The sequence below is a fragment of the Thioclava sp. L04-15 genome, assembly GCF_002020275.1.
Classification (GTDB): Bacteria; Pseudomonadota; Alphaproteobacteria; order Rhodobacterales; family Rhodobacteraceae; genus Thioclava; species Thioclava marina.
The window spans coordinates 248,029-267,145 of the sequence record NZ_MPZW01000003.1 but is presented as its reverse complement, the minus strand read 5'-3'; the positions used below and the strand labels follow the sequence as shown (position 1 = coordinate 267,145).

At 63.6% G+C, this 19,117-nt stretch carries 20 protein-coding genes; 9 read left to right on the top strand and 11 right to left on the bottom strand.

Features of this window, described 5'->3' with window-relative positions:
- Nucleotides 1-98 precede the first annotated feature (98 nt).
- The gene (locus tag BMI90_RS09650) at nt 99-845 is read right to left on the bottom strand and encodes an IclR family transcriptional regulator C-terminal domain-containing protein (protein WP_146642550.1); all 747 of its coding nucleotides are present in this window, start codon (nt 843-845) and stop codon (nt 99-101) included.
- 160 nt (nt 846-1,005) lie between these two features.
- Here BMI90_RS09650 and BMI90_RS09645 point away from each other — a divergent pair, with 160 nt between their 5' ends.
- The 3 genes from BMI90_RS09645 to BMI90_RS09635 all read left to right on the top strand — a co-directional run bounded on the left by BMI90_RS09645 (nt 1,006) and on the right by BMI90_RS09635 (nt 3,723).
- Nucleotides 1,006-2,571 (top strand): 4-hydroxyphenylacetate 3-hydroxylase N-terminal domain-containing protein, encoded by a 1,566-nt coding sequence (locus BMI90_RS09645; RefSeq protein ID WP_078528812.1) that lies wholly within the window; start codon nt 1,006-1,008, stop codon nt 2,569-2,571.
- A 62-nt stretch (nt 2,572-2,633) separates the two neighbouring features.
- Nucleotides 2,634-3,263, top strand: coding sequence for an FAD synthetase family protein (locus BMI90_RS09640; protein WP_078528810.1), 630 nt, complete (start codon nt 2,634-2,636; stop codon nt 3,261-3,263).
- On the top strand, nt 3,250-3,723 hold the full coding sequence (locus tag BMI90_RS09635; RefSeq protein ID WP_078528809.1) for a flavin reductase family protein: 474 nt from the start codon (nt 3,250-3,252) through the stop codon (nt 3,721-3,723). The genes BMI90_RS09640 and BMI90_RS09635 overlap by 14 nt, the downstream gene beginning before the upstream one ends.
- Before the next feature lie 8 nt (nt 3,724-3,731).
- Here BMI90_RS09635 and BMI90_RS09630 read toward each other — a convergent pair whose 3' ends face one another.
- Nucleotides 3,732-4,790: an ATP-binding protein gene (locus BMI90_RS09630; protein ID WP_078529022.1), complete on the bottom strand. Its 1,059-nt coding sequence runs from the start codon at nt 4,788-4,790 to the stop codon at nt 3,732-3,734.
- Between the two features lie 246 nt (nt 4,791-5,036).
- Here BMI90_RS09630 and BMI90_RS09625 point away from each other — a divergent pair, with 246 nt between their 5' ends.
- Nucleotides 5,037-5,444, top strand: a complete 408-nt coding sequence (locus BMI90_RS09625; RefSeq protein WP_078528808.1) for a hypothetical protein — start codon at nt 5,037-5,039, stop codon at nt 5,442-5,444.
- On the opposite strand, the gene BMI90_RS09620 is transcribed toward BMI90_RS09625, so the two are convergent.
- Genes BMI90_RS09620 through BMI90_RS09610 form a run of 3 tightly spaced genes read right to left on the bottom strand, consistent with a single transcriptional unit; the run spans nt 5,441 to nt 7,534 of the window.
- On the bottom strand, nt 5,441-5,962 hold the full coding sequence (locus BMI90_RS09620; RefSeq protein ID WP_078528806.1) for a gamma carbonic anhydrase family protein: 522 nt from the start codon (nt 5,960-5,962) through the stop codon (nt 5,441-5,443). The genes BMI90_RS09625 and BMI90_RS09620 overlap by 4 nt on opposite strands.
- Nucleotides 5,959-6,603, bottom strand: coding sequence for a guanylate kinase (gene gmk, locus BMI90_RS09615; protein WP_078528804.1), 645 nt, complete (start codon nt 6,601-6,603; stop codon nt 5,959-5,961). Before gmk ends, BMI90_RS09620 begins: the two co-directional genes overlap by 4 nt.
- A 4-nt stretch (nt 6,604-6,607) precedes the next feature.
- Nucleotides 6,608-7,534, bottom strand: coding sequence for a YicC/YloC family endoribonuclease (locus tag BMI90_RS09610; RefSeq protein ID WP_246831527.1), 927 nt, complete (start codon nt 7,532-7,534; stop codon nt 6,608-6,610).
- Between the two features lie 160 nt (nt 7,535-7,694).
- Here BMI90_RS09610 and BMI90_RS09605 point away from each other — a divergent pair, with 160 nt between their 5' ends.
- Nucleotides 7,695-8,414, top strand: coding sequence for a PAS domain-containing protein (locus tag BMI90_RS09605; RefSeq protein ID WP_078528800.1), 720 nt, complete (start codon nt 7,695-7,697; stop codon nt 8,412-8,414).
- A gap of 79 nt (nt 8,415-8,493) precedes the next feature.
- Here the strand turns inward: BMI90_RS09605 and BMI90_RS09600 are convergent, their stop codons facing one another.
- Together BMI90_RS09600 and BMI90_RS09595 are read right to left on the bottom strand one after the other, a co-directional pair.
- Nucleotides 8,494-9,216 carry a Bax inhibitor-1/YccA family protein gene (locus BMI90_RS09600; protein WP_078529020.1) on the bottom strand — a complete coding sequence of 241 codons (723 nt, stop codon included), beginning with the start codon at nt 9,214-9,216 and terminating at the stop codon, nt 8,494-8,496.
- Nucleotides 9,217-9,349: 133 nt separating this feature from the next.
- The gene (locus BMI90_RS09595) at nt 9,350-9,577 is read right to left on the bottom strand and encodes a DUF1127 domain-containing protein (protein ID WP_078529018.1); all 228 of its coding nucleotides are present in this window, start codon (nt 9,575-9,577) and stop codon (nt 9,350-9,352) included.
- Between the two features lie 113 nt (nt 9,578-9,690).
- Here BMI90_RS09595 and BMI90_RS09590 point away from each other — a divergent pair, with 113 nt between their 5' ends.
- A complete protein-coding gene (locus BMI90_RS09590) occupies nt 9,691-10,539 on the top strand; it encodes a LysR family transcriptional regulator (protein WP_078528798.1) in 849 nt (282 codons plus the stop codon).
- On the opposite strand, the gene BMI90_RS09585 is transcribed toward BMI90_RS09590, so the two are convergent.
- Nucleotides 10,536-11,498: an NADPH:quinone oxidoreductase family protein gene (locus tag BMI90_RS09585; protein WP_078529016.1), complete on the bottom strand. Its 963-nt coding sequence runs from the start codon at nt 11,496-11,498 to the stop codon at nt 10,536-10,538. The two genes, BMI90_RS09590 and BMI90_RS09585, sit on opposite strands and share 4 nt — an antisense overlap.
- A 384-nt stretch (nt 11,499-11,882) precedes the next feature.
- On the opposite strand from BMI90_RS09585, the gene BMI90_RS09580 reads away from it, so the two are divergent.
- From BMI90_RS09580 to BMI90_RS09570, 3 genes are all read left to right on the top strand, one after another.
- Entirely contained in the window at nt 11,883-12,248 is a 366-nt protein-coding gene (locus BMI90_RS09580) for a helix-turn-helix transcriptional regulator (protein ID WP_078528796.1), read from the top strand.
- 133 nt (nt 12,249-12,381) lie between these two features.
- Entirely contained in the window at nt 12,382-13,200 is an 819-nt protein-coding gene (hisN, locus tag BMI90_RS09575; protein WP_078528794.1) for a histidinol-phosphatase, read from the top strand.
- A gap of 78 nt (nt 13,201-13,278) precedes the next feature.
- Nucleotides 13,279-15,744: a UvrD-helicase domain-containing protein gene (locus BMI90_RS09570; RefSeq protein ID WP_078528792.1), complete on the top strand. Its 2,466-nt coding sequence runs from the start codon at nt 13,279-13,281 to the stop codon at nt 15,742-15,744.
- Between the two features lie 217 nt (nt 15,745-15,961).
- Here the strand turns inward: BMI90_RS09570 and phaR are convergent, their stop codons facing one another.
- From phaR to phaC, 3 genes are all read right to left on the bottom strand, one after another.
- Nucleotides 15,962-16,513 carry a polyhydroxyalkanoate synthesis repressor PhaR gene (gene phaR / locus BMI90_RS09565; RefSeq protein ID WP_078528790.1) on the bottom strand — a complete coding sequence of 184 codons (552 nt, stop codon included), beginning with the start codon at nt 16,511-16,513 and terminating at the stop codon, nt 15,962-15,964.
- A 151-nt stretch (nt 16,514-16,664) separates the two neighbouring features.
- Complete coding sequence (locus BMI90_RS09560; RefSeq protein WP_078528788.1) at nt 16,665-17,114, bottom strand: phasin, PhaP; 450 nt, start codon at nt 17,112-17,114, stop codon at nt 16,665-16,667.
- Between the two features lie 143 nt (nt 17,115-17,257).
- Nucleotides 17,258-19,051 carry a class I poly(R)-hydroxyalkanoic acid synthase gene (gene phaC, locus BMI90_RS09555; protein WP_078528786.1) on the bottom strand — a complete coding sequence of 598 codons (1,794 nt, stop codon included), beginning with the start codon at nt 19,049-19,051 and terminating at the stop codon, nt 17,258-17,260.
- Between the last annotated feature and the right edge of the window lie 66 nt (nt 19,052-19,117).

Sequence of the window (19,117 nt, the reverse complement as noted above, 5' to 3'; positions counted from 1 at the left end):
CCTCCGGGCGGCGCCATGAATTCGATGGAGGGGAGACTGGCACGGTGAAACGCAGGCTGGCCAGACGGGTGCGCGGTATCCTGTAATACCTGAAAGGTTCATCTTTGCTCCGGGTCATACCCCAGGCGTATGGAAATCTGGCGCGCGGCCTCCAGCGCGATGTTGCGATAGGCGCGCGGCTGGACTTCATGGCGGGAGCGCGGGATGGACATCGCGAGGACCGCGATCGGCCGGGAGATATGGTCCCGGATCGCGGCAGAGACGCAGATCACGTCAGGTTCCTTCGCCATCGGTCCGGCGAGAAATCCGTCGCGGCGCGGTGCTTCGAGCTCTGCGGCGAGGTCGGCGCGTTCCGCCAGCCGCGAACCGGGGCGGGCGTTGCGTTCGAGATACTCGGTCAACTGGGCGTCGGAAAACTGCGCGAGATGCAGCAGGCCTGCGGGGCTGTCATGGAGCGCGATCCACGACCCCAGCGCGTCGCGCGATACGCGCAGGGACTGCGTGCCCTCGAGCGCATCAAGCACCAGCAGCCGGCCGTGGTCATGGAGCGTCAGGTGGAGCGTCTCTCCGTAATCATGCCACAGCCCGGCCAGAACCGGGCGCGCGGCCTGGGTGAGCGCCGAGCTGTCCTCGAGCGCGCGGTTGAGCGTGGCGACCAAAGGCCCGAGCCGATAGCGCCCGCGCTCGACCTTTCGCAACATTCCGATTCGCGCCAGACCGTTCACGAGGTCATGGGTTCCGCTCACGGAATTGCCGATCGCGCGCGAGAGATCCGTGACCGAATGTTCGGGTTGAGCGGCGGTGAACTGCCGAAGCAGCTCTCCGACCTTGCGCAAAGTCTTCATTTTGGCCTCCGGGAACAATTTTCCGATCAACTTTTCCGGTATTGTCGGAAAAAGTACCGGTATTTGTCGATACCTTTCGGTAATCATTTCTCTCCGGCACGTTCGGACCCGTCAGGTCGGCCATGTCTTTCGTTCATCCCGACCTGCTGGAGGAGGAAAGATGAAAGACAATGTGAAGGACGCCCCAAGCGGCGTCACGACCCCCTATACCGGTGCGGAATATCTCGGCAGTCTGCAGGATGCCCGCGAGATCTACCTGCATGGCGAGCGCGTCAAGGACGTGACCAAGCACCCGGCCTTTCGTAACTCGTCGCGCATGGTGGCGCGCTGGTATGACAAGCTGCACGAGAAGAAGGACGAGATCGGGCGACCGACCGATACCGGTTCGGGCGGCTGGACGCACCCGTTCTTCAAGGGGGCGAAGTCCAAGGAGGATCTGATCGCTGGGCGCGATGCCATCGCCGAGACGCAGCGCGTCGCGAGTGGCTGGATGGGCCGGGCGCCGGATTACAAGGCGGCCTTTCTCGGCACGCTGGGCGCGAACTCCGCGTTCTACGGCGAATATGCCGAAAACGCGAAGAGGTGGTATGCCCGCACGCAAGAGCGGATCGACTACTGGAACCACGCGATCGTCAACCCGCCGGTCGACCGCCACCTGCCGCCCGAAGAGGCTGGCGATGTGTTCATGCAGGTCGAGAAGGAAACCGATGCCGGCGTTATCGTGTCGGGCGCGAAGGTCGTGGCCACCGGCTCGGCGCTGACGCATTACAACTTCATCGGCTACTACGGCGTCCCGATCAAGGACAAGAAATTCGCGCTGACCTTCACCGCGCCGATGGACAGCCCCGGCGTGAAGCTGATCAGTCGGGCGTCTTACGAGCTGAACGCGGCCGTCATGGGCACGCCCTTCGACTACCCGCTCTCGTCGCGTCTGGACGAGAACGACGCCATCCTCGTCTTCGACAAGGTGCTGGTGCCGTGGGAGAACCTGTTCATCTATGGCGATATCGAGAAGCTCAACGGCTTCGTGCCGGCATCCGGCTTCGCTCCGCGCTTCACCCTGCATGGCGGCACCCGTCTTGCGGTGAAGCTAGATTTCATCGCTGGGCTGTTCTCGAAAGCGCTCGATGCGACGGGCGCCGGTGGCTTCCGCGGTCCGCAAACCGCGGTGGGTGAGGTGATCGGCTGGCGCAACCTGTTCTGGGGCCTGTCGGATGCGATGGTGATGAACCCGGATCAATGGGTGGGCACCGATGGCTATCTCGCGCCGAAATCGTCCTCGGCCATGGCTTACCGCGTCTTCGCGCCGATGGCCTACAGCCGGATCAAGGAACTGATCGAGCGCCACGTTGCCTCGGGTTTGATCTACCTGCCATCCTCGACGCTCGACTTCCAATCCGAAGAGGTGCGCCCCTATCTCGACCGCTTCGTGCGCGGTTCGAACGGGATGGTCGCGGTGGATCGCGTGAAGCTGCTGAAGCTGCTCTGGGACGCGATGGGCTCCGAATTCGGCGGCCGTCACGAGCTCTACGAGAGCAACTATGCGGGCAATTACGAAGCGATCCGGATGGAGACGATGTTCACCGCGCAAGCGACGGGCGAGCTCGACATGATGCGCGGCCTCGTCGACGATTTCATGAGCGAATACGACCTCAACGGCTGGGTGTCGAAGGATCTCGTGAACCCGTGGGACGTGAACCGCCTCAAGGACGGCTTCCAGGCCTGAGATTGATCGGGTGGCGCGGCCCTTGGGCTGCGCCATCCAACCCCCGGGGAAGGAGGAGCCCCATGAGTTTGGATTTCACAGGCATGCAGACACAGGTGTTGCGCGACGACCAGATCGCGCTCGAGGCCAGCATCCTGACCATCGGAGCCTTCGACGGCGTACATCGTGGACATCAGGCGCTGATCGCGCGGGCGGTCTCGGAGGCGCGCGCGGCGGGTGTCCCGTCGGTCGTCTGGACCTTCGATCCGCCGCCGAAAGTGTTCTTCGGCCGGGCGCGGCAACTGTCGCCGATATCGGAAAAGCTCGCACGGATCGCGCGGCTCGGGCCGGATTACATCGTGCTGGCCTCGTTTTGCAAAAGCTATGCCGCGCGCAGCCCGCAGGCGTTTCTGGAGGATCTGGCGCGGATCAACCCGGCCCGCATTCATGTCGGTGCCGATTTCCGCTTCGGCGCGAAACAGGCGGGGTCGGTGACCACGCTGGCCGAGCGGTTCAACGTGACACTGGCGCCCGCGGTGTTGTGCGAAGAGGGAGAGGTGATCTCATCCACGCGTATCCGGGGCCTGCGTGCCGAGGGTCGCGCGGCGGAGGCGGTCGCCCTTCAGGGTTCCACCGATCCGTCGGCGCTGATGTCGGGCGCGCTTCTGACACAGGACATGAGATTTGGGGAGGAATTCGATGTCCGGAATTGACCCGCGCGATCTGCGCGACGCTTGCGGCAGTTTCGCAACCGGCGTGACGGTGATCTCGACGCGCACTGCGGACGGCGATCACGGGATGACGGCCAATGCCTTCATGTCGGTCTCGCTCGACCCGCCGCTGATCACCATCTCGCTCGATCACAAATCCAGAATGCGCGAGAAGGTCCGCGCCTCGGGCCGCTACGCGGTCAACATCCTGAGCCACGAGATGGAGGGGCTGGCGATGCATTTCGCGGGCCGTCACGATCCGGCCCATGCCGATCCCTTCATCGAGCGCGACGGATTGCCCGTCGTCCCCGGCGCCTCGACGGTCTTCCTGACCGAGGTCGTGCAGGAAGTCGAGGCGGGCGATCATACGCTCTTCATCGGTCGCGTTACCGAAATCGAGCGCGATCTGTCCGCCAAACCGCTTCTGTTCTGTGGCGGCAAATTCGGCGCGCTGGCAAGCTGATGCAGCGTTCAGGCTGCGGGCAGGACCACCGAGAAGGTGCTGCCCCGGCCTTTCTCGCTCTCGATACGCAGCCGTCCGCGATGGCGGGCAACGATATGCTTGACGATGGCGAGCCCGAGCCCGGTGCCGCCCTTCTCGCGAGAGCGATGCGTGTCGACGCGGTAGAACCGTTCGGTCAGGCGCGGCAGATGCTGAGGGTCGATGCCCTCGCCCTTGTCGATGACCGAGACGCGATAGGCGGGACCGCGCAGCACCGGCTCATGCGCGATATGTTCCACCGCGACGCGGACCTCTCCGCCTTGGCCGCCATATTTGATCGCGTTCTCCACCAGGTTCGAGAAGACTTGGGTCAGCTGGTCGGGATCGCCCTTCACGTTCAGTCCGCGCGCGTCGCCGTCGCGGAGAAGGACGACCGAAGCCGCTTCTGCGACCGGCGCAAGCCCTTGCAGCACGCCGCGCAATACCAGGCCCAGATCGACCGTGCCCGTCGGGCGCATCCGCTCCTCGCTCTCGACGCGGCTGAGCGAGAGCAGGTCGCCCACGAGACGGTTCATCCGGGCCGCCTCGCGCTCCATGATCGAGAGGAACCTGTCGCGTGCAGCAGCATCGTCGCGCGCCGAAGAGCGCAGCGTTTCGATGAAGCCCATCAGCGCGGTGAGAGGGGTGCGCAGCTCGTGGCTGACATTGGCGACGAAATCGCGTCGCATCGCCTCGGCCTCCTCGAGCGCGGAGATGTCCTCGAAGCTCGCCAGCACGGAAGATTGGGGCAGGGGGCCTTCGGGCGCGGGCGGCAGGGGGGCAAGATGGACAAGCAGGATCGCTTCTCCACGCCCGCCGGAGTTGAGCCGAAGCCGTACCGGTTCAGGGCGGCCGCCTCGCATTGCTTCGCCGAGTGCGAGGCCGAAGGCGGGCTGGCGCAGGGCGGTGACGTAGGGCCGCCCCGCGATCTGTGACCCGAAGAGGCGCAGCGCAGCGGTGTTGGCCAGTGCGATACGTTCGTCGGCGCTGATCAGCAGGGTTACCTCGGGCAGACCGTCGAATACCGTCTGCAAGAAACCTTCCACCATATCCGGCCCTCCCAAGCGCACGGTCGGAGCATTGGAAAATTCCATGGGGTATGTAAAGGGACCTTCCCGAATTACACGGTTTCTTAAGTCATTAGCGTTTCACATGGGGGGATCGCAGTTTGCAAGGAAATCGGGTTGCCGCCATGCGTGACGCAAGATAAACCTAAGCGTGTATTCGCATGTCTCGTCTTTACTAGTGCTTGATCGAAATAAAAAAGAATCGCCCTCAAAAAGGTAAAAACCGCCATGGCGCGTCCGCTTTTTTCCAGTCAGGCTTTGCGCGCCCTTTTGCTTCACAGCCACACCGTCGCGAATTGCAAGCGCCTGCTGCTGATCGACCCTGCGTTTGAGCTGCCTGCCGCGCTGCGCGATATCGATGGGCTCGATCTCACAAGCACACGTTTCGAGATGCTCGATAGCGATTTGCTCGACAGTGCCCGCCCCGAGATGATCCTGGCCCCGCTGATGACGCCGCGGTTTGATATCCTCGATCTTGCGCGCAAACTCGACGGGCTCGGGTATGGCGGAGCCTTGCGCGCCTACAGCGCCCCGCTGCCGAGCGTGCAGCTTATCCGTGCCGAAATGCGTTCGGACTTCCCGAAGCTCGATTTCGATATCTTCGCGGTGCCCGATGTCGGTGATCGCGAGAATTAGCTGACGACCCGCAACCCCTTGGAAAAGCGCGCGGCGTTCTGCCTGTAATGTTCTGCGGATGCGAGCAGCCGTTGGCGCGCCGCCTCATCCAGTTCGCGCACGATCTTGCCCGGCGCACCCATGACGAGGCTGCCATCGGGAATTTCCTTGCCCTCGGTGATCAGCGCTCCGGCACCGATCAGGCAACCCTTGCCGATCTTTGCACCATTGAGAACCGTCGCCCCCATCCCGATGAGCGAGCCGTCTCCGATTATGCAGCCATGCAGCATCGCCTTGTGCCCGATCGTGCAATCCGCGCCGATCACCAGCGGAAAGCCCATATCGGTGTGGCAGACGACGTTCTCCTGAACGTTCGAGCCGCGCCCGACGCGGATCTCCTCGTTGTCGCCGCGCAGGGTGCAGCCGAACCAGACCGAGGCGGCCTCTTCCAGCACGACCTTGCCGATCAGGTTCGCATCGGGCGCGACCCATGCGCCAGCGCCGATCTGCGGGGCAATTCCGTCGAGCTCATAGATCATCGGTCGTCAAACTCCTTGTTCAGTCCGCGCACGAAGCCGGTCAGCCAGGTCTGGCGATCGCGCCGGGCCCGTTCGGCGGTGAGGATGGTGCGCAGGCGCTCCTCGGCCGCATCGAGGTCGTCATTGACCAACACGTAGTCATATTCGGACCAATGGCTGATCTCGGCCAGCGATTTCTCCATCCGGCCCCGGATCACCGCATCGCTGTCCTGCGCGCGTGACCGCAGCCGCTGTTCGAGCGCCGCGATCGAGGGCGGCAGGATGAAGATCGAGACCACGTCCTTGCCCAGCGAGGAGTTGCGGATCTGCTGGCCGCCCTGCCAGTCCACGTCGAAGAGCGTGTCGCGTCCTTCCGACATCGCCCGCTCCACGGGACCTTTGGGGGTACCATAGAGATTGCCGAAGACCTCGGCATGTTCCAGCATTTCTCCGGCCTCGACCATCGTCTCGAACTCGGCGCGGCTCTTGAAATAATACTCGATCCCGTCGGTCTCGCCCGGACGCGGATCGCGGGTCGTGGCCGAGACCGAGAAACGGAGCGTCGGGTCCCAGCTCATCAGCCGCTTGGCCAGCGTCGATTTCCCCGCGCCCGAGGGCGAGGAAAGGATGATCAGCAGGCCACGGCGGGCGGTCTCGGGCATCGGGTCACTCCACGTTCTGGATCTGCTCGCGCATCTGATCGATCGCGTATTTCAGTGCAAGCCCGATCTGGGTCAGCGCCGCATCGCCCGATTTCGAGCACAGCGTGTTGGCCTCGCGCACGAATTCCTGGGTCAGGAATTCGAACTTGCGGCCGACAGGTCCGGCTTCGGCCAGAAGCGCGCGTGCGGCGCTTACATGGACCCGCAGCCGGTCGATCTCTTCGGTCACGTCGTTCTTGATCGCGATCAGGGCGAGTTCCTGAACGATACGCGGCTCGTCGAGATCGGGGGCGGCCTCGATCACCCGGGTCAGCGCCGCGCGCATCGTTTCGGCGGCCGATGGTTTGCGTGCCGCCGCCGCAGTCGCCGCCTGAGCCACGAGGTCCTCGATCGTGTCGAGCTGCGCCCCGATCACCACCCCGATCTCGGCGCCCTCGCTGGCGCGCATCGCGGCGAAACATCCAAGCCCTTCCTCGATATCGGCGAGGATCGCGTTGCGCAGCGCTTCCGGGTCGGTCACCGGCGGGGCGCCGTGTTCGACGACGCCGCGCAGAGCCAGCAGATCGCCCGCCCGCATCGGTTCGATGGGAAGGCCACGGGCGCGGGCGGCATCCTGCACCGCCTCGGCCACGGTGATCGCGACCTCTAGGGCGGCGGGGTCGATGCGCAGGGCCTCTGCGGCATCGCTATGGGTCAGGCGCAGGTTCAGCGAGACATTCCCGCGCGAGACGCGCTCCGAGACCAGTTTGCGCAGCGCGGCTTCGAGCCCTTCAAGCTCGGGCAGGCGCATGCGCAGATCGAAGCCCTTGCCATTGACCGAACGGATATCCCAGCTCCAGTCATGTCCCGCTGCCGCCCCCTGACCGGAGGCGAAGCCCGTCATCGAAACGGTTCTACACGGCGTAAGCGGGGCTTCTGTGGCTTTAACCATTTAAGACTTTCTTTTCCCATATGGCGAAAAAGTGGCGTATTAAGAGTTCAGTAATCATTTCGCTCCGACGGTCAACCGAAAGGACCGGCGCATCAGAATGGGCCGGAGCATTTCACCCCTCTTGTGCGGGCGGGCTGCCCGCCCATTCGACAGGTGGACCATGGAACGTGACACCGACACGAATATCTCCCGGCTCGGCGCTGGCACCGGCCGGCGCGTCTCCAACGAGCTGCGCGCCTATTGGGAGGCGCTGCGGGCGGGACGCCCGATGCCATCGCGTGCCGAGATCGACCCGCGCGGGATCGACCGGGCGCTGGCATTTGCCTTCATTCTGGAACGTGTGGCTCCCGGGATCGCGCGGTTCCGGCTCGCCGGGATGCATCTCAACGACCTGATGGGAATGGAGGTGCGTGGGATGCCGCTGACGTCCTTCTTCACGCCAGAGGCGCGCAAGGGTGTGGCCGAGCTGACGGAGGCGGTCTTTGCGAGCCCGGCCATTGCCGAGGCGCAGCTGAGCGCGGATCGCGCGCTTGGCCGGCCCCTGCTCTCTGCCCGGCTGCTGATCCTGCCGCTGACTTCGGATTTCGGCGATGTGAGCCGCGCGCTGGGATGTCTGGTGGCCGAGGGCGAAATCGGGCGCAGCCCGCGCCGCTTCGAGCTGATCCGGAGCCAGACCCGCCTTCTGCCGACGACGCGCCCGATGACGCCAGCCCAGCTTGGGCCCGATCCGCTGCGCCGCGAAGCGCTGCGCGGGGCGCCGATGGGGTTTGCCGAGGCGCAGGCGCGCTTCGAGCCGCCGCGCAAGACACCTGCCGAGCATCTCACGGAAATGACGCCTGAAGAACGCCGCGCGATGTTCCGCGTCGTTCGCGAGAGTTGACGCGCGCGAGATATCTTCCCGGAACAAGAAAAAGCCCCGCCGGATCGGCGGGGCTTCATCTGTTTCGTCTCGGCCGCGATTACTCGCGGTTGCCGAGGAATTGCAGCAGGAACATGAACATGTTCAGGAAGTCCAGGTAGAGCTGAAGCGCGCCGATGATGGCGGCTTTGCCCATGAAGTCCCGGCCACCGCCAGCGGCGAGCTGGAGGTAGGTGTTCTTGATGTTCTGCGTGTCATAGGCGGTCAGGCCCGCGAAGATCAGCACGCCAATCACCGAGATCGCGAAAGCCATCGCCGAGGAGGCGAGGAAGATGTTCACGATCGAGGCGACGATCAGGCCGATGAGGCCCATCATCAGGAAGGAGCCCATGGCGCTGAGATTGCGCTTGGTCGTGTAGCCGTAAAGCGACAGGCCCGCGAAGGCGATCGCGGTCACGAGGAAGGTCTGCGCGATCGACACGCCGGTATAGACGGCGAAGATGAAGCTGATCGACAGCCCCATCAGGGCGGCATAGCCGAAGAAGACCAGCTGCGCGGTCGCGGTCGACATCTTGTGGATCATCGCGCCGAAGGCGAAGACCACCGCAAGAGGCGCGAGCATCACGACCCATTTCAGGCCCGAGCCGAAGATCGCGGCCACCAGAGCCGGGTTCGTGCCCACGCCGAACGCCACGGCGCCCGTCACCAGCATAGCCAGCGACATAAGCCCGTAGACCTTGTTCATATGCGTGCGAAGACCCTCGTCAATCGCAGCCTGACGCGTGCCCGCATGGGGGGTCCGCATCGTTTCGAAATCAGCCATCAGCACCTCCAACAATTCGTTCCGGCCGTCCCTCACGCCGGTTTCGGGACCGATATTGGCATAGCACACCCTAAATTCAAGATTTGGGATACATCGAAAACGCATTGTTTCACGCGAGTTCCCCCCTTTTGTTTCATCGGTCCGCGCGCCAGTGATCGGGGGCGTCCCAGACACGGCGGCGGGCCTCCTCGGCGGCTTCGCTTTCATTGAGCGCGATATCGTCGAGCAGCCGTGCATCGAGCCGGCGCAGGGCCAGTCGCGAGCGATGGATTTCGATCAGACGCATAAGCGTCGCGAAAAGGCTCGTCCGGCGGGGCGCGCGCGAGGCACTGCGGGCGTCATGACGGGACAGGAAGGTCATCATCTCATCCTCCATGGGAAATCATCTGTGATCGAGGATGAAGCAGTTTTGACTATGATGAAAACGAATGATTGTGCTATTAATTATCACGAAATGTGATGGATGGGTGACGGATGCCGCAGAATCTCGATGTCGCAGCCCTGCGCGCGGTGCTGACCGTTTCGGATACGGGATCGGTTACCCGCGCGGCAAAGCTGCTAAATCTGACGCAATCGGCGGTCTCGATGCAGATCCGGCGGCTGGAAGAGAGCCTCGACAAGGTTCTCTTCGATCGGGCCAATCGCAAGATGGCGCTGACCCGCGATGGGGCGACGCTGATCGATCATGCGCGCCGGATCTGTGCCGAGAATGACGCGGCGCTGGCGCGGCTGCGCGCAGCGGGGGCGGAGGTCAATGTCCGCTTCGGCCTTCCGCATGATCTCGTGCGCCCGCAAATGCCTGCGCTGTTGCGCGCGCTTTCGTTGCAATGGCCGATGGTGCGGCTCCAGTTGGCCTCGCGCCGCTCGATGACGCTGCGCCGGATGTTCGAGGCGGGCGAGTTCGACATGATCCTGACGACCGAAGACGAGCCCGGCCCTGCAGCGGAGATCCTGGCAGAGGATCAGTTGGTCTGGATCGGGGCGCAAGCCGGGCGCGCTGTCCATGAGCGCCCACTGATGCTGTCGATCGAGGAGGGCTGCGCCTTTCACGGGGCCGCGATGGCAGCTCTCGAAGGCGCGGGGATCGTCTCAAAGCCCGCCTTCGACGGGCAATCCGACGAGATGGCGAGTGCGGCGGTTGCCGCTGATATGGGGGTTGCGGTGCGGCTGTCGCGCGATGTGCCCGCAGGCTGCGTGCCGCTTGGTCCCGAGAGCGGGCTGCCGCCGCTCGGGCGCTCACGGATCTGTCTTTACGATACCGGGCAGCTTACCGGAGAACCCGTCGATGGTCTGCGTGCGCTGCTGCGCGAGGCTTACGCCTAGCCGCCGATCTCGATCACCAGCTTGCCGGTGGAGCGGCGCGCGCGCAGGTCTTCGAGCGCCTCCGCGACCCGTTCCAGCGGGTAGGTGCCGCCGATATGCGGGGTCAGCCCACCTTGGACGAACCAGTCGAAAAGCTGCGCCATCGAACCGGTCAGAAGGCCCGGGTCGAGCTTGAGATAGCCGCCCCAATAGAGCCCGTGGATCGTGATGTTCTTCACCAGCGCATGGTTGAGCGGCAGTTTCGGCTGGCTGCCGCTGGCAAACCCGATCACCAGAAAACGTCCTCCGGGCTTGAGCGCGCGGAAGGCTGCCTCGCCCGCGGTGCCGCCGATCGCATCATAGACGACATCCACCCCGCCAAGCGCCTTGAGCGCGCCCTTGAGATCTTCGGTCTCGCTGTCGACCGTCTCATCGGCCCCGGCCTCTCGTGCGATCTGAAGTTTCTCGGCACCGCGTGCGCAGGCGATCACCCGCGCGCCCATCTTCTTGCCGATCTCGACCGCGGTGAGGCCGACCCCGCCGGCGGCGCCGAGCACCACAAGCGTCTCGCCCGGTTTCAGTCCCGCGCGGGCGTCGAGCGCGACATGGCTCGTTCCATAGGCGATCTGGAAGGCGGCGGCCTGGGTATGGCTCATCGCGTCGGGCATCGGTGTGCAGCGGTTTTCGGGGAAGTTGCCCGCCTCGGCCAGCCCGCCCTGACCCGAGAACACCGCGACACGCGTGCCCGGTGTCAGCGCCGTGCCCGGACCTGCCGCGACCACCTCGCCCGCCAGCTCCATGCCGAGAACGAAAGGGGCCTCGGGTGTGTCCTGATATTTGCCCTCGATCATCAGTAGGTCCGCGAAGTTGAGCCCGCAGGCCCGGATCGCGACCTGAACCTCTCCGGGGCCAGGGGCGGGCAGATCGAGCGTGACGATTTTTGGCTGGGTCTTGGTCTCGGCGATCTGGAAGGCGCGCATCGGGGTCTCCTCGGTCGGCTGGGGGCTGGGCCACGCGGGCCCGTTCGCCCCCGTGATAGCGGCAGCGTGCGGGCAGGGCCAGAGCCGGTTGGCGCACCCCACCGTGAAGGCGAAATCCGCCGCTTTGAGTACCCGCTGAGGGCGAATCAGTCGATCGCCCGTAAGTTGCAGGGCGATAAGGTTGACGTAGCGGAAAATTGCGTCACGCATCGCATTTTGCAAAACACGCAGAGGGAGAGTTCCTTCCGACCTGTCCTTTAGGTCAAGTCGCCTGAAAAATCGGTCATTTCGCCTGTCTTTTTGGACAGGTTTGTTTTTTTGCCGCCTTGGTCAAACTCAGCGCATGGTAGTTTTACAGCGCAATTTCGCTTCGAGGGGTTGAAGATGAAACATCCTGTGGATGTGCATGTGGGTAAGAGAATTCGGCATCGCCGCTGGATGATCGGCATGACGCAACAACAGCTCGCCGATCAGGTGGGCATCAAATTTCAACAGATCCAAAAATACGAAACTGGTATGAACCGCGTTTCGGCGTCCCGCCTTTGGGATATCGCCGATGCGCTTGAGGTTCCGATCTCCTTCTTCTTTGAAGGTCTGTCGGAAGATAGCGGTGTGTCGCAGCCCGAGGTTGCCGGAGACATCCTGTCGGACAAGGAAGCGCTCGCTCTGGTGCGCTCCTACTACTCGATTCCCGAGGCACAGCGCCGTCGGCTCTTCGAGCTGGCCAAGGTGCTCTCGGACGCGGCCTGAAGCCGTTAGGGGGAGCCGTTCGCCCGGGTGGGGACGGATCGGGTGGCTTGACCCGGATAAGGGGGGCGTTTACCGCTCCCCTTGTCCTTTGCAGGCCCGGCGCGGGTCGCACCCCCAACGTCCGGAGCCATCCATGCTGTCCCTGAGCCCTTCCGAACGCGACGAACTTCTGGCGCTGGCCGGGGAGCTTGGCGATCTGGCGCGGTCCGAGACGCTGGCGCAGTTTCGTCCCGAAGGCGGGATCGGCGCGCAGAACAAGCTCGCCTCGGGCTTCGATCCGGTAACCGAGGCCGATCGCGCCGCCGAGGCCGTGATGCGTGCACATCTTGAAGAACGCCGCCCGCAGGACGGGATTTTCGGCGAGGAATACGGCGTAAAGCATGGCACGAGCGGGCTCACCTGGGTTCTCGACCCGATCGACGGCACGCGCGGCTTCATGTCGGGCACGCCGACCTGGGGCGTTCTGATCGCGCTCTGCACGCAGGAAGAGGATGGCCCCGGCGCGCCGCTTCTCGGGGTGATTGACCAGCCTTATATCGGTGAGCGTTTCTCGGGCGGCTTCGGCGCGGCGGAGGTCTCGGGCCCGCTCGGCCATCGCCCGCTTGTCACCCGTTCTCCGCGCGCGCTCGACGAGGCCGTGCTCTTTACCACTTTCCCAGAAGTTGGCACCGAGGCCGAAGGCGCGGCCTTCGCGCGGCTGTCGCGGCAGGTCCGGCTTACGCGGTACGGGATGGATTGCTACGCTTATGCGCTGGTCGCGGCGGGGCAGATCGACCTCGTGGTGGAGGCGGGGCTCCAGCCCTATGACGTCGCGGCCCCGATCGCGGTGATCGAGGCGGCGGGCGGGATCGTCACCGACTGGCAGGGCCGCCCGGCCCATCGCGGCGGTCGGGTGATCGCCGCAGCCAACCCCGAGATCCACGCCGCCGCACTGGAACATCTCGCGACGTGATCCGCGTTCCGTCGCGGATGTGAACAGAAGTCGAACATGGCTCTTTTCCTCAAGGGGCGAAGCGGGTAGATTGCCGCCATGAGCTGGATGGAAGATGACGATCCCTACGAGGGCGCCGTGAGCCTGTCGCAACGCGCGATGATGGGCGCCACGCAGGCGCGCGCGGTAGCCTATCTCGACAAGCTGAACCCCGAGCAACGTCAGGCGGTCGAGACCCTCGACGGTCCGGTGCTGATGCTGGCGGGGGCGGGCACCGGCAAGACCTCGGCGCTGACCGCGCGGATTGCGCATCTGATCCATACGGGCCGGGCGCGCCCGAACGAGATCCTCGCCGTGACCTTCACCAACAAGGCCGCCCGCGAGATGAAAGAGCGCGTGGGGCGACACCTGGGCGGTGCGATCGAGGGGATGCCCTGGCTTGGCACATTCCATTCGGTTTGTGTGAAGCTCCTGCGCCACCATGCCGAGCTCGTGGGGCTGAAATCCAATTTCACCATTCTCGATACGGACGACCAGATCCGGCTGATGAAACAGCTGATCGTCGCCGCCAATATGGACGAGAAACGCTGGCCCGCGCGGCAATTGGCGGGGCTGGTCGACGGCTGGAAGAACAAGGCGCTGACGCCCGAGCGGGTCTCGGGGCGCGAGACCGCCGCCTTCGACAATCGCGGGTCCGAGCTTTACGCGGCCTATCAGGACCGGCTGAAGACGCTCAATGCGGTCGATTTCGGTGATCTGCTGCTGCATATGGTGACGATCTTTCAGACCCATGCGGATGTGCTTGCGCAATATCAGCGCTGGTTCCGCTACATTCTCGTGGACGAGTATCAGGATACCAACGTCGCGCAATATCTCTGGCTGCGGCTGCTGGCGCAGGGACACAAGAATATCTGCTGCGTGGGCGATGACGATCAGTCGATCTATGGCTGGCGCGGGGCCGAGGTGGGCAACATCCTGAAATTCGAGAAGGATTTTCCCGGCGCTGCGGTGATCCGGCTGGAGCAGAATTACCGCTCGACCGAACATATCCTCGCAGCGGCCTCGGGTCTGATCGCCGCGAATGAGGGGCGTTTGGGCAAGGAGCTCTGGACCGAGGCCGAGGGCGGCGAGAAAGTCCGCCTGATCGGCCATTGGGACGGCGAGGAAGAGGCCCGCTGGATCGGCGAGGAGATCGAGGCGATCCAGCGCGGCACCCGTGGCAATCCGCCCGTCAGCCTGAACGATCAGGCCATCCTCGTGCGCGCCTCGCACCAGATGCGCGCCTTCGAGGACCGTTTCCTGACCATCGGTCTTCCCTATCGCGTGATTGGTGGCCCGCGCTTCTACGAACGTTTGGAAATCCGCGACGCGATGGCCTATTTCCGCCTCGTGACCTCGCCCGAGGACGACCTGGCCTTCGAGCGGATCATCAACACTCCGAAACGTGGCCTTGGCGACAAGGCACAGCAGCGCATTCAGGTCGCCGCCCGCGAGAACGGTCTGAGCCTGCTCGACGGCGCGAAGCTGCTGGTGGCCGAAGGGGCGCTGACGGGCAAGGCAGGGGGGCAGCTGCGGTTGTTCGTCGAGAATATCACTCGCTGGCACGATGAAATTGCGCAGGCGTCGCCCGCGACGGCGGTGACGCGAGCCGAGGATGACGATCTGCTGATCGAGCCCGCCGAGGATGGTGTGGCGCCCGCGAATGACCTCAGCCATGTGCGGCTGGCTGAACGGATCCTCGAGGAATCCGGCTATGTCGAGATGTGGCAGAACGACAAGACGCCCGAGGCGCCGGGGCGGCTGGAGAACCTCAAGGAACTGGTGAAAGCGCTCGAGCAGTTCGACAATCTCCAGGGCTTCCTCGAACACGTCGCGCTGATCATGGATAACGATAAATCCGAGACCGAGGAGAAGGTCTCGATCATGACGCTGCACGCCGCAAAAGGGCTGGAGTTTCCGGTCGTCTTCCTGCCGGGATGGGAGGATGGTCTCTTCCCCTCGCAGCGCTCGATGGATGAAAGCGGGCTGAAGGGCCTCGAGGAAGAGCGTCGTCTGGCCTATGTGGGCATCACCCGGGCGGAAGAGCTGTGCACGATCTCCTTTGCGGGCAACCGCCGTGTCTATGGTCAGTGGCAAAGCCAGATGCCGTCGCGTTTCATCGACGAGTTGCCGGTGAAACATGTCGAGGTGCTGACCCCGCCGGGGCTCTACGGTGGCGGCATGAACGGGGGCGGGGTCTCTGCGGGCGGCTTTGGCGGTTCGACCGCGATGGAAGACCGCGTCTCGCGCGCCGATGTCTATAATTCTCCCGGCTGGCGGCGGCTGCAAAACGCGCAATCGCGCGGCATCAGCTCACCACGCGAGGCGCGTCACATGACCATCGATGCGAGCGGCGAGAGCGATTACGAAATCGGTGACCGCGTCTTCCACAAAAAGTTCGGCTATGGCGAGGTGATGGGCTCGGAGGGCGACAAGCTTGTGGTCGAGTTCGACAAGGCGGGCGAAAAGCGTCTGTTGGCGAGCTTCGTGGTGCCTGCCGCCGATGCCGATGACGTGCCGTTCTGAGGCCTTGCGACCTGCGCCTGTTTTCGGATTGGTTCAAATATCCCGGGGTGAGGCGCGAAGCGCCGAGGGGCAGCGCCCCTCATGCGCCGGTCGAGCCCTCGTCACCATTGCCACCATGTTCACCGCCTACGTAAGACACGTGGAGGGGACGGCGATGCTTGCCTGTGCGGGACGCTGATCCCGCGCGGCAAAAAGGCGCCACGGGGCGCCATGTCGCTTACATCTTGTTGAGCTTGCTTTGCAGGTCTGCGAGCTGTTTCTTGATCGCGTCGAGCTCTCCGCGCTCGTCGCCGCCACCCTCGGGCGCGGGGCCTGAGGAACCGGCAGTACCCCAGCCAGCCATCATGTTCTTGAGGAAGGCCTGCTGCTGGGCCTGAAGCGCCTCGAAGCCGGGCATGGTGGCCATCGGGTTGGGCATCTTGTTCATGTTCTCGAGCATCTGCGAATGGCCCTCGCGCAGCATCTCGAAGCTGGCGGCGAGGAATTGCGGCACCACCGATTGCGCGGCCCCGGTATAGGAGCGCACGAGATCGGTCAGCACATCGACCGGCAGAACGTTCTCACCGCGGCTCTCGTGCTCGGCGACGATTTGCAGCAGGTATTGCCGCGTCAGGTCGTCGCCGGATTTGAGATCGACGATCTGCACCTCGCGACCGTCGCGGATGAACTTCGCGATATCTTCGAGCGTCACGTAATCGCTGGTCTCGGTATTGTAGAGACGGCGGCTCGCGTAGCGCTTGATCAGCAAGGGCTTTTCGTCTTCGGCCATGTGGTGCGATCCTCCCCGGATTTTTGCGTTGCAGCGATTGTGAGACGCTGCGCGCGCAAAAGCAACAAAAGAAAAAGGGCGCGCCGGAAAGGCGCGCCCGAGGTTCCGCTGTCCCGGCAGGGAGGAGGAGGCCGGGAGCTACGGGAGGAACTTACTTCGCAGCCGCGGCGGCTTTCTTGGTGGCCGCGGTCATGTCGGCGGTCGCCTTCTTCACGGTCGCGGTCGCTTCGGCCGACATGTCCTTGCCAGCAGCCATCATGAGCTCGACGGTATCCATCTGGACCTTCTTCGCGATCTCGGCGAAGGCAGCCATGTTCTCGGCAGCCATTTCAGCCGAAGCCGACGCGAAGTCGCTCACAGCCTTGGCGTAGTCGGCCGGCTCTTCCTTGGTCTTGGTCAGTTCACCAACCTTGGAGAGCGTGCCCTTGGTCCACTTGGTCGAGATCTCGGCCGTCTTCTCGGCGGCATCGAGAGCCACTTTCGACATCTTCTCGCCCAGTGCGGCTTGCGACTTGAAGGCTTCCTGGAATTTCGCGGTGTCGACGGGGAAGCTCGCCATCATGTCCTGCATGATCTTGGTGTAGTCTTGGGTCTTGGCCATTGTAATGCTCCATTGGGTTGGGGCCCGTAGGTTGGAACGTCGGCAGGGCCCGTTTGCTTACGTAACGTACATACATGCTGCGGCGCAGCATTTCAAGCCCGGAGATGCTGCGACGCAGAAATTTTACAATTGGAGAGCGAAAATCAGATCTGCACGATCTCTTTCACGTAAGTGCCTGGCGCGTCTGCAAGAACCGGATGCTCGGCGTCTCCGGGTGCTCGCGCGGGCACCATCGCGCCCGACTTTTTCGCCAGCCATTCGCTCCAACGTGGCCACCAGCTGCCCTCGTGAAACGTCGCCTCGGCCTTCCACTGCGCGGGATTCGCGATCGGTGCGGTGGAGGTGTAATGACCGTATTTCTTCTTGCTGGGCGGGTTCACGATCCCGGCGATGTGACCCGATTCCGAGAGGATGAAGGTCTTCTCCTTCGATCCCATTTTCGCGATCCCGTTGAAGGAGGCGACCCAGGGTGCGATGTGATCCGTCTCGCAGGCGATCGCCATCAGCGGCACTTTCACCTCCGAGACCTGAACCGTCTCGCCCAGGACCTCGAAGCCGTCGCCCGCGAAACGGTTCTTCTGACAGAGCCCGCGCAGATAATCGATCGCCATCTTGCCGGGAAGGTTGGTGGAGTCACCGTTCCAGAACAGCAGGTCGAAAGCGGGCGGGGCCTCGCCCATCATGTAGCTGCGGATCGCGGGCTGGTAGATCAGGTCGCGCGAACGCAGGAAGGAGAAGGTGCGCGACATGAAGTAGCTCGAAAGCACCCCGTCGGCCTTGCACTGGCGTTCGATCCCGTCGACGAAATCGTCTTGCAGGAAGACGGCGAACTCCCCTTGATCGGAGAAGTCGGTGAGCGTGGTGAAGAAGGTGGCCGAGTTGATCGACTTGTCCTTGCGCTTGTTGAGCAGCGCGAGGGTCAGCGACAGCGTCGTGCCCGCGATACAATAGCCGACCGCGTTGACCTTCTTCTCGCCGGTGATCTGCTTCACCTGCTCGATCGCAGTCAGGTAGCCTTCTTCGACATAGTCATCCAGGCCGACATCCGCATAAGAGAAATCGGGGTTCTTCCAGCTCACCACGAAGAGCGTGAAGCCCTGATCGACGATCCAGCGGATCAGTGAGTTCTGCGGCTTGAGGTCCATGATGTAGAAGCGGTTGATCCAGGGCGGGAAGATGATCAGCGGCGTCTTGTGGACCTTCTCGGTGGTGGGCTTGTACTGGATCAGTTCGAACAGGCGGTTGCGATAGACGACCGAGCCTTCGGCGGTGCCGATGTTCTCGCCCACCGAGAAGGCGTCCTTGTCGGCCAGCGTCACCAGCAGATCGCCGCGGTTCGCCTCGATGTCGCGTACGAGGTTCTCAAGTCCCTTCACCAGGCTCTCGCCCTCGGTCTCGATCGCCTTTTCAAGCGCGTCGGGATTGGTGGCGAGGAAATTGGTCGGCGACATCAGGTCGATGATCTGGCGCGAGAAGTATTCGAGCCGCTGCCGGTCGACGGAGTCGAGATCGTCGATCGCATCCACGGCATCCTGAACGCCCTTCGCGGCGATCTGATATTGCTGCTTGATGAAGTTGAAATAGGGGTGGCTGTCCCAGAGCGGGTTCTTGAAGCGCGGATCGGCGGGACCGGGATTTTCGGGCGGTGCGATCTTGCCCGCGGAAAGCGCCTCCTGTGCCTCCATGTAATGCTTCATCGCCTGTCCCCAGTAGCTCACCTGGGCCTCGAGTATCTTCGAGGGCTTTTCCAGCCACTCCTTCATCAGCGCGGCGCTCGAGGACAGGTAAAGATCGGCTCCGGGCCCTTCGAGCGCGGGGTTCATCGGGCGCTTATGGGCGATTGCATCGACCATGCGCTCTGTGAGCTGTTCGATCCGGGCGAGATTCTCCTGCATTTTCTGCGATGCAGCAATTTTGTTCTCGTCCTCGGTTGTCATAATGATGTTTCCTCCCTATCCTCTCACACAGCATAATCTTGCCGCAGTCCTGGGGTAAAGCGGCGT

Coding starts and splice junctions, on each gene's coding strand:
- BMI90_RS09640 (WP_078528810.1), top strand. CDS start 2,634: ATGAGTTTGGATTTCACAGGCATGCAGACACAGGTGTTGCGCGACGAC.
- BMI90_RS09570 (WP_078528792.1), top strand. CDS start 13,279: ATGAGCTGGATGGAAGATGACGATCCCTACGAGGGCGCCGTGAGCCTG.
- gmk (WP_078528804.1), bottom strand. CDS start 6,603: ATGCCCGAGACCGCCCGCCGTGGCCTGCTGATCATCCTTTCCTCGCCC.
- BMI90_RS09630 (WP_078529022.1), bottom strand. CDS start 4,790: ATGGTGGAAGGTTTCTTGCAGACGGTATTCGACGGTCTGCCCGAGGTA.
- BMI90_RS09610 (WP_246831527.1), bottom strand. CDS start 7,534: ATGGTTAAAGCCACAGAAGCCCCGCTTACGCCGTGTAGAACCGTTTCG.
- BMI90_RS09605 (WP_078528800.1), top strand. CDS start 7,695: ATGGAACGTGACACCGACACGAATATCTCCCGGCTCGGCGCTGGCACC.
- BMI90_RS09590 (WP_078528798.1), top strand. CDS start 9,691: ATGCCGCAGAATCTCGATGTCGCAGCCCTGCGCGCGGTGCTGACCGTT.
- BMI90_RS09620 (WP_078528806.1), bottom strand. CDS start 5,962: ATGATCTATGAGCTCGACGGAATTGCCCCGCAGATCGGCGCTGGCGCA.
- BMI90_RS09625 (WP_078528808.1), top strand. CDS start 5,037: ATGGCGCGTCCGCTTTTTTCCAGTCAGGCTTTGCGCGCCCTTTTGCTT.
- BMI90_RS09645 (WP_078528812.1), top strand. CDS start 1,006: ATGAAAGACAATGTGAAGGACGCCCCAAGCGGCGTCACGACCCCCTAT.
- hisN (WP_078528794.1), top strand. CDS start 12,382: ATGCTGTCCCTGAGCCCTTCCGAACGCGACGAACTTCTGGCGCTGGCC.
- BMI90_RS09650 (WP_146642550.1), bottom strand. CDS start 845: ATGAAGACTTTGCGCAAGGTCGGAGAGCTGCTTCGGCAGTTCACCGCC.
- BMI90_RS09580 (WP_078528796.1), top strand. CDS start 11,883: ATGAAACATCCTGTGGATGTGCATGTGGGTAAGAGAATTCGGCATCGC.
- BMI90_RS09585 (WP_078529016.1), bottom strand. CDS start 11,498: ATGCGCGCCTTCCAGATCGCCGAGACCAAGACCCAGCCAAAAATCGTC.
- BMI90_RS09600 (WP_078529020.1), bottom strand. CDS start 9,216: ATGGCTGATTTCGAAACGATGCGGACCCCCCATGCGGGCACGCGTCAG.
- BMI90_RS09595 (WP_078529018.1), bottom strand. CDS start 9,577: ATGACCTTCCTGTCCCGTCATGACGCCCGCAGTGCCTCGCGCGCGCCC.
- phaR (WP_078528790.1), bottom strand. CDS start 16,513: ATGGCCGAAGACGAAAAGCCCTTGCTGATCAAGCGCTACGCGAGCCGC.
- phaC (WP_078528786.1), bottom strand. CDS start 19,051: ATGACAACCGAGGACGAGAACAAAATTGCTGCATCGCAGAAAATGCAG.
- BMI90_RS09635 (WP_078528809.1), top strand. CDS start 3,250: ATGTCCGGAATTGACCCGCGCGATCTGCGCGACGCTTGCGGCAGTTTC.
- BMI90_RS09560 (WP_078528788.1), bottom strand. CDS start 17,114: ATGGCCAAGACCCAAGACTACACCAAGATCATGCAGGACATGATGGCG.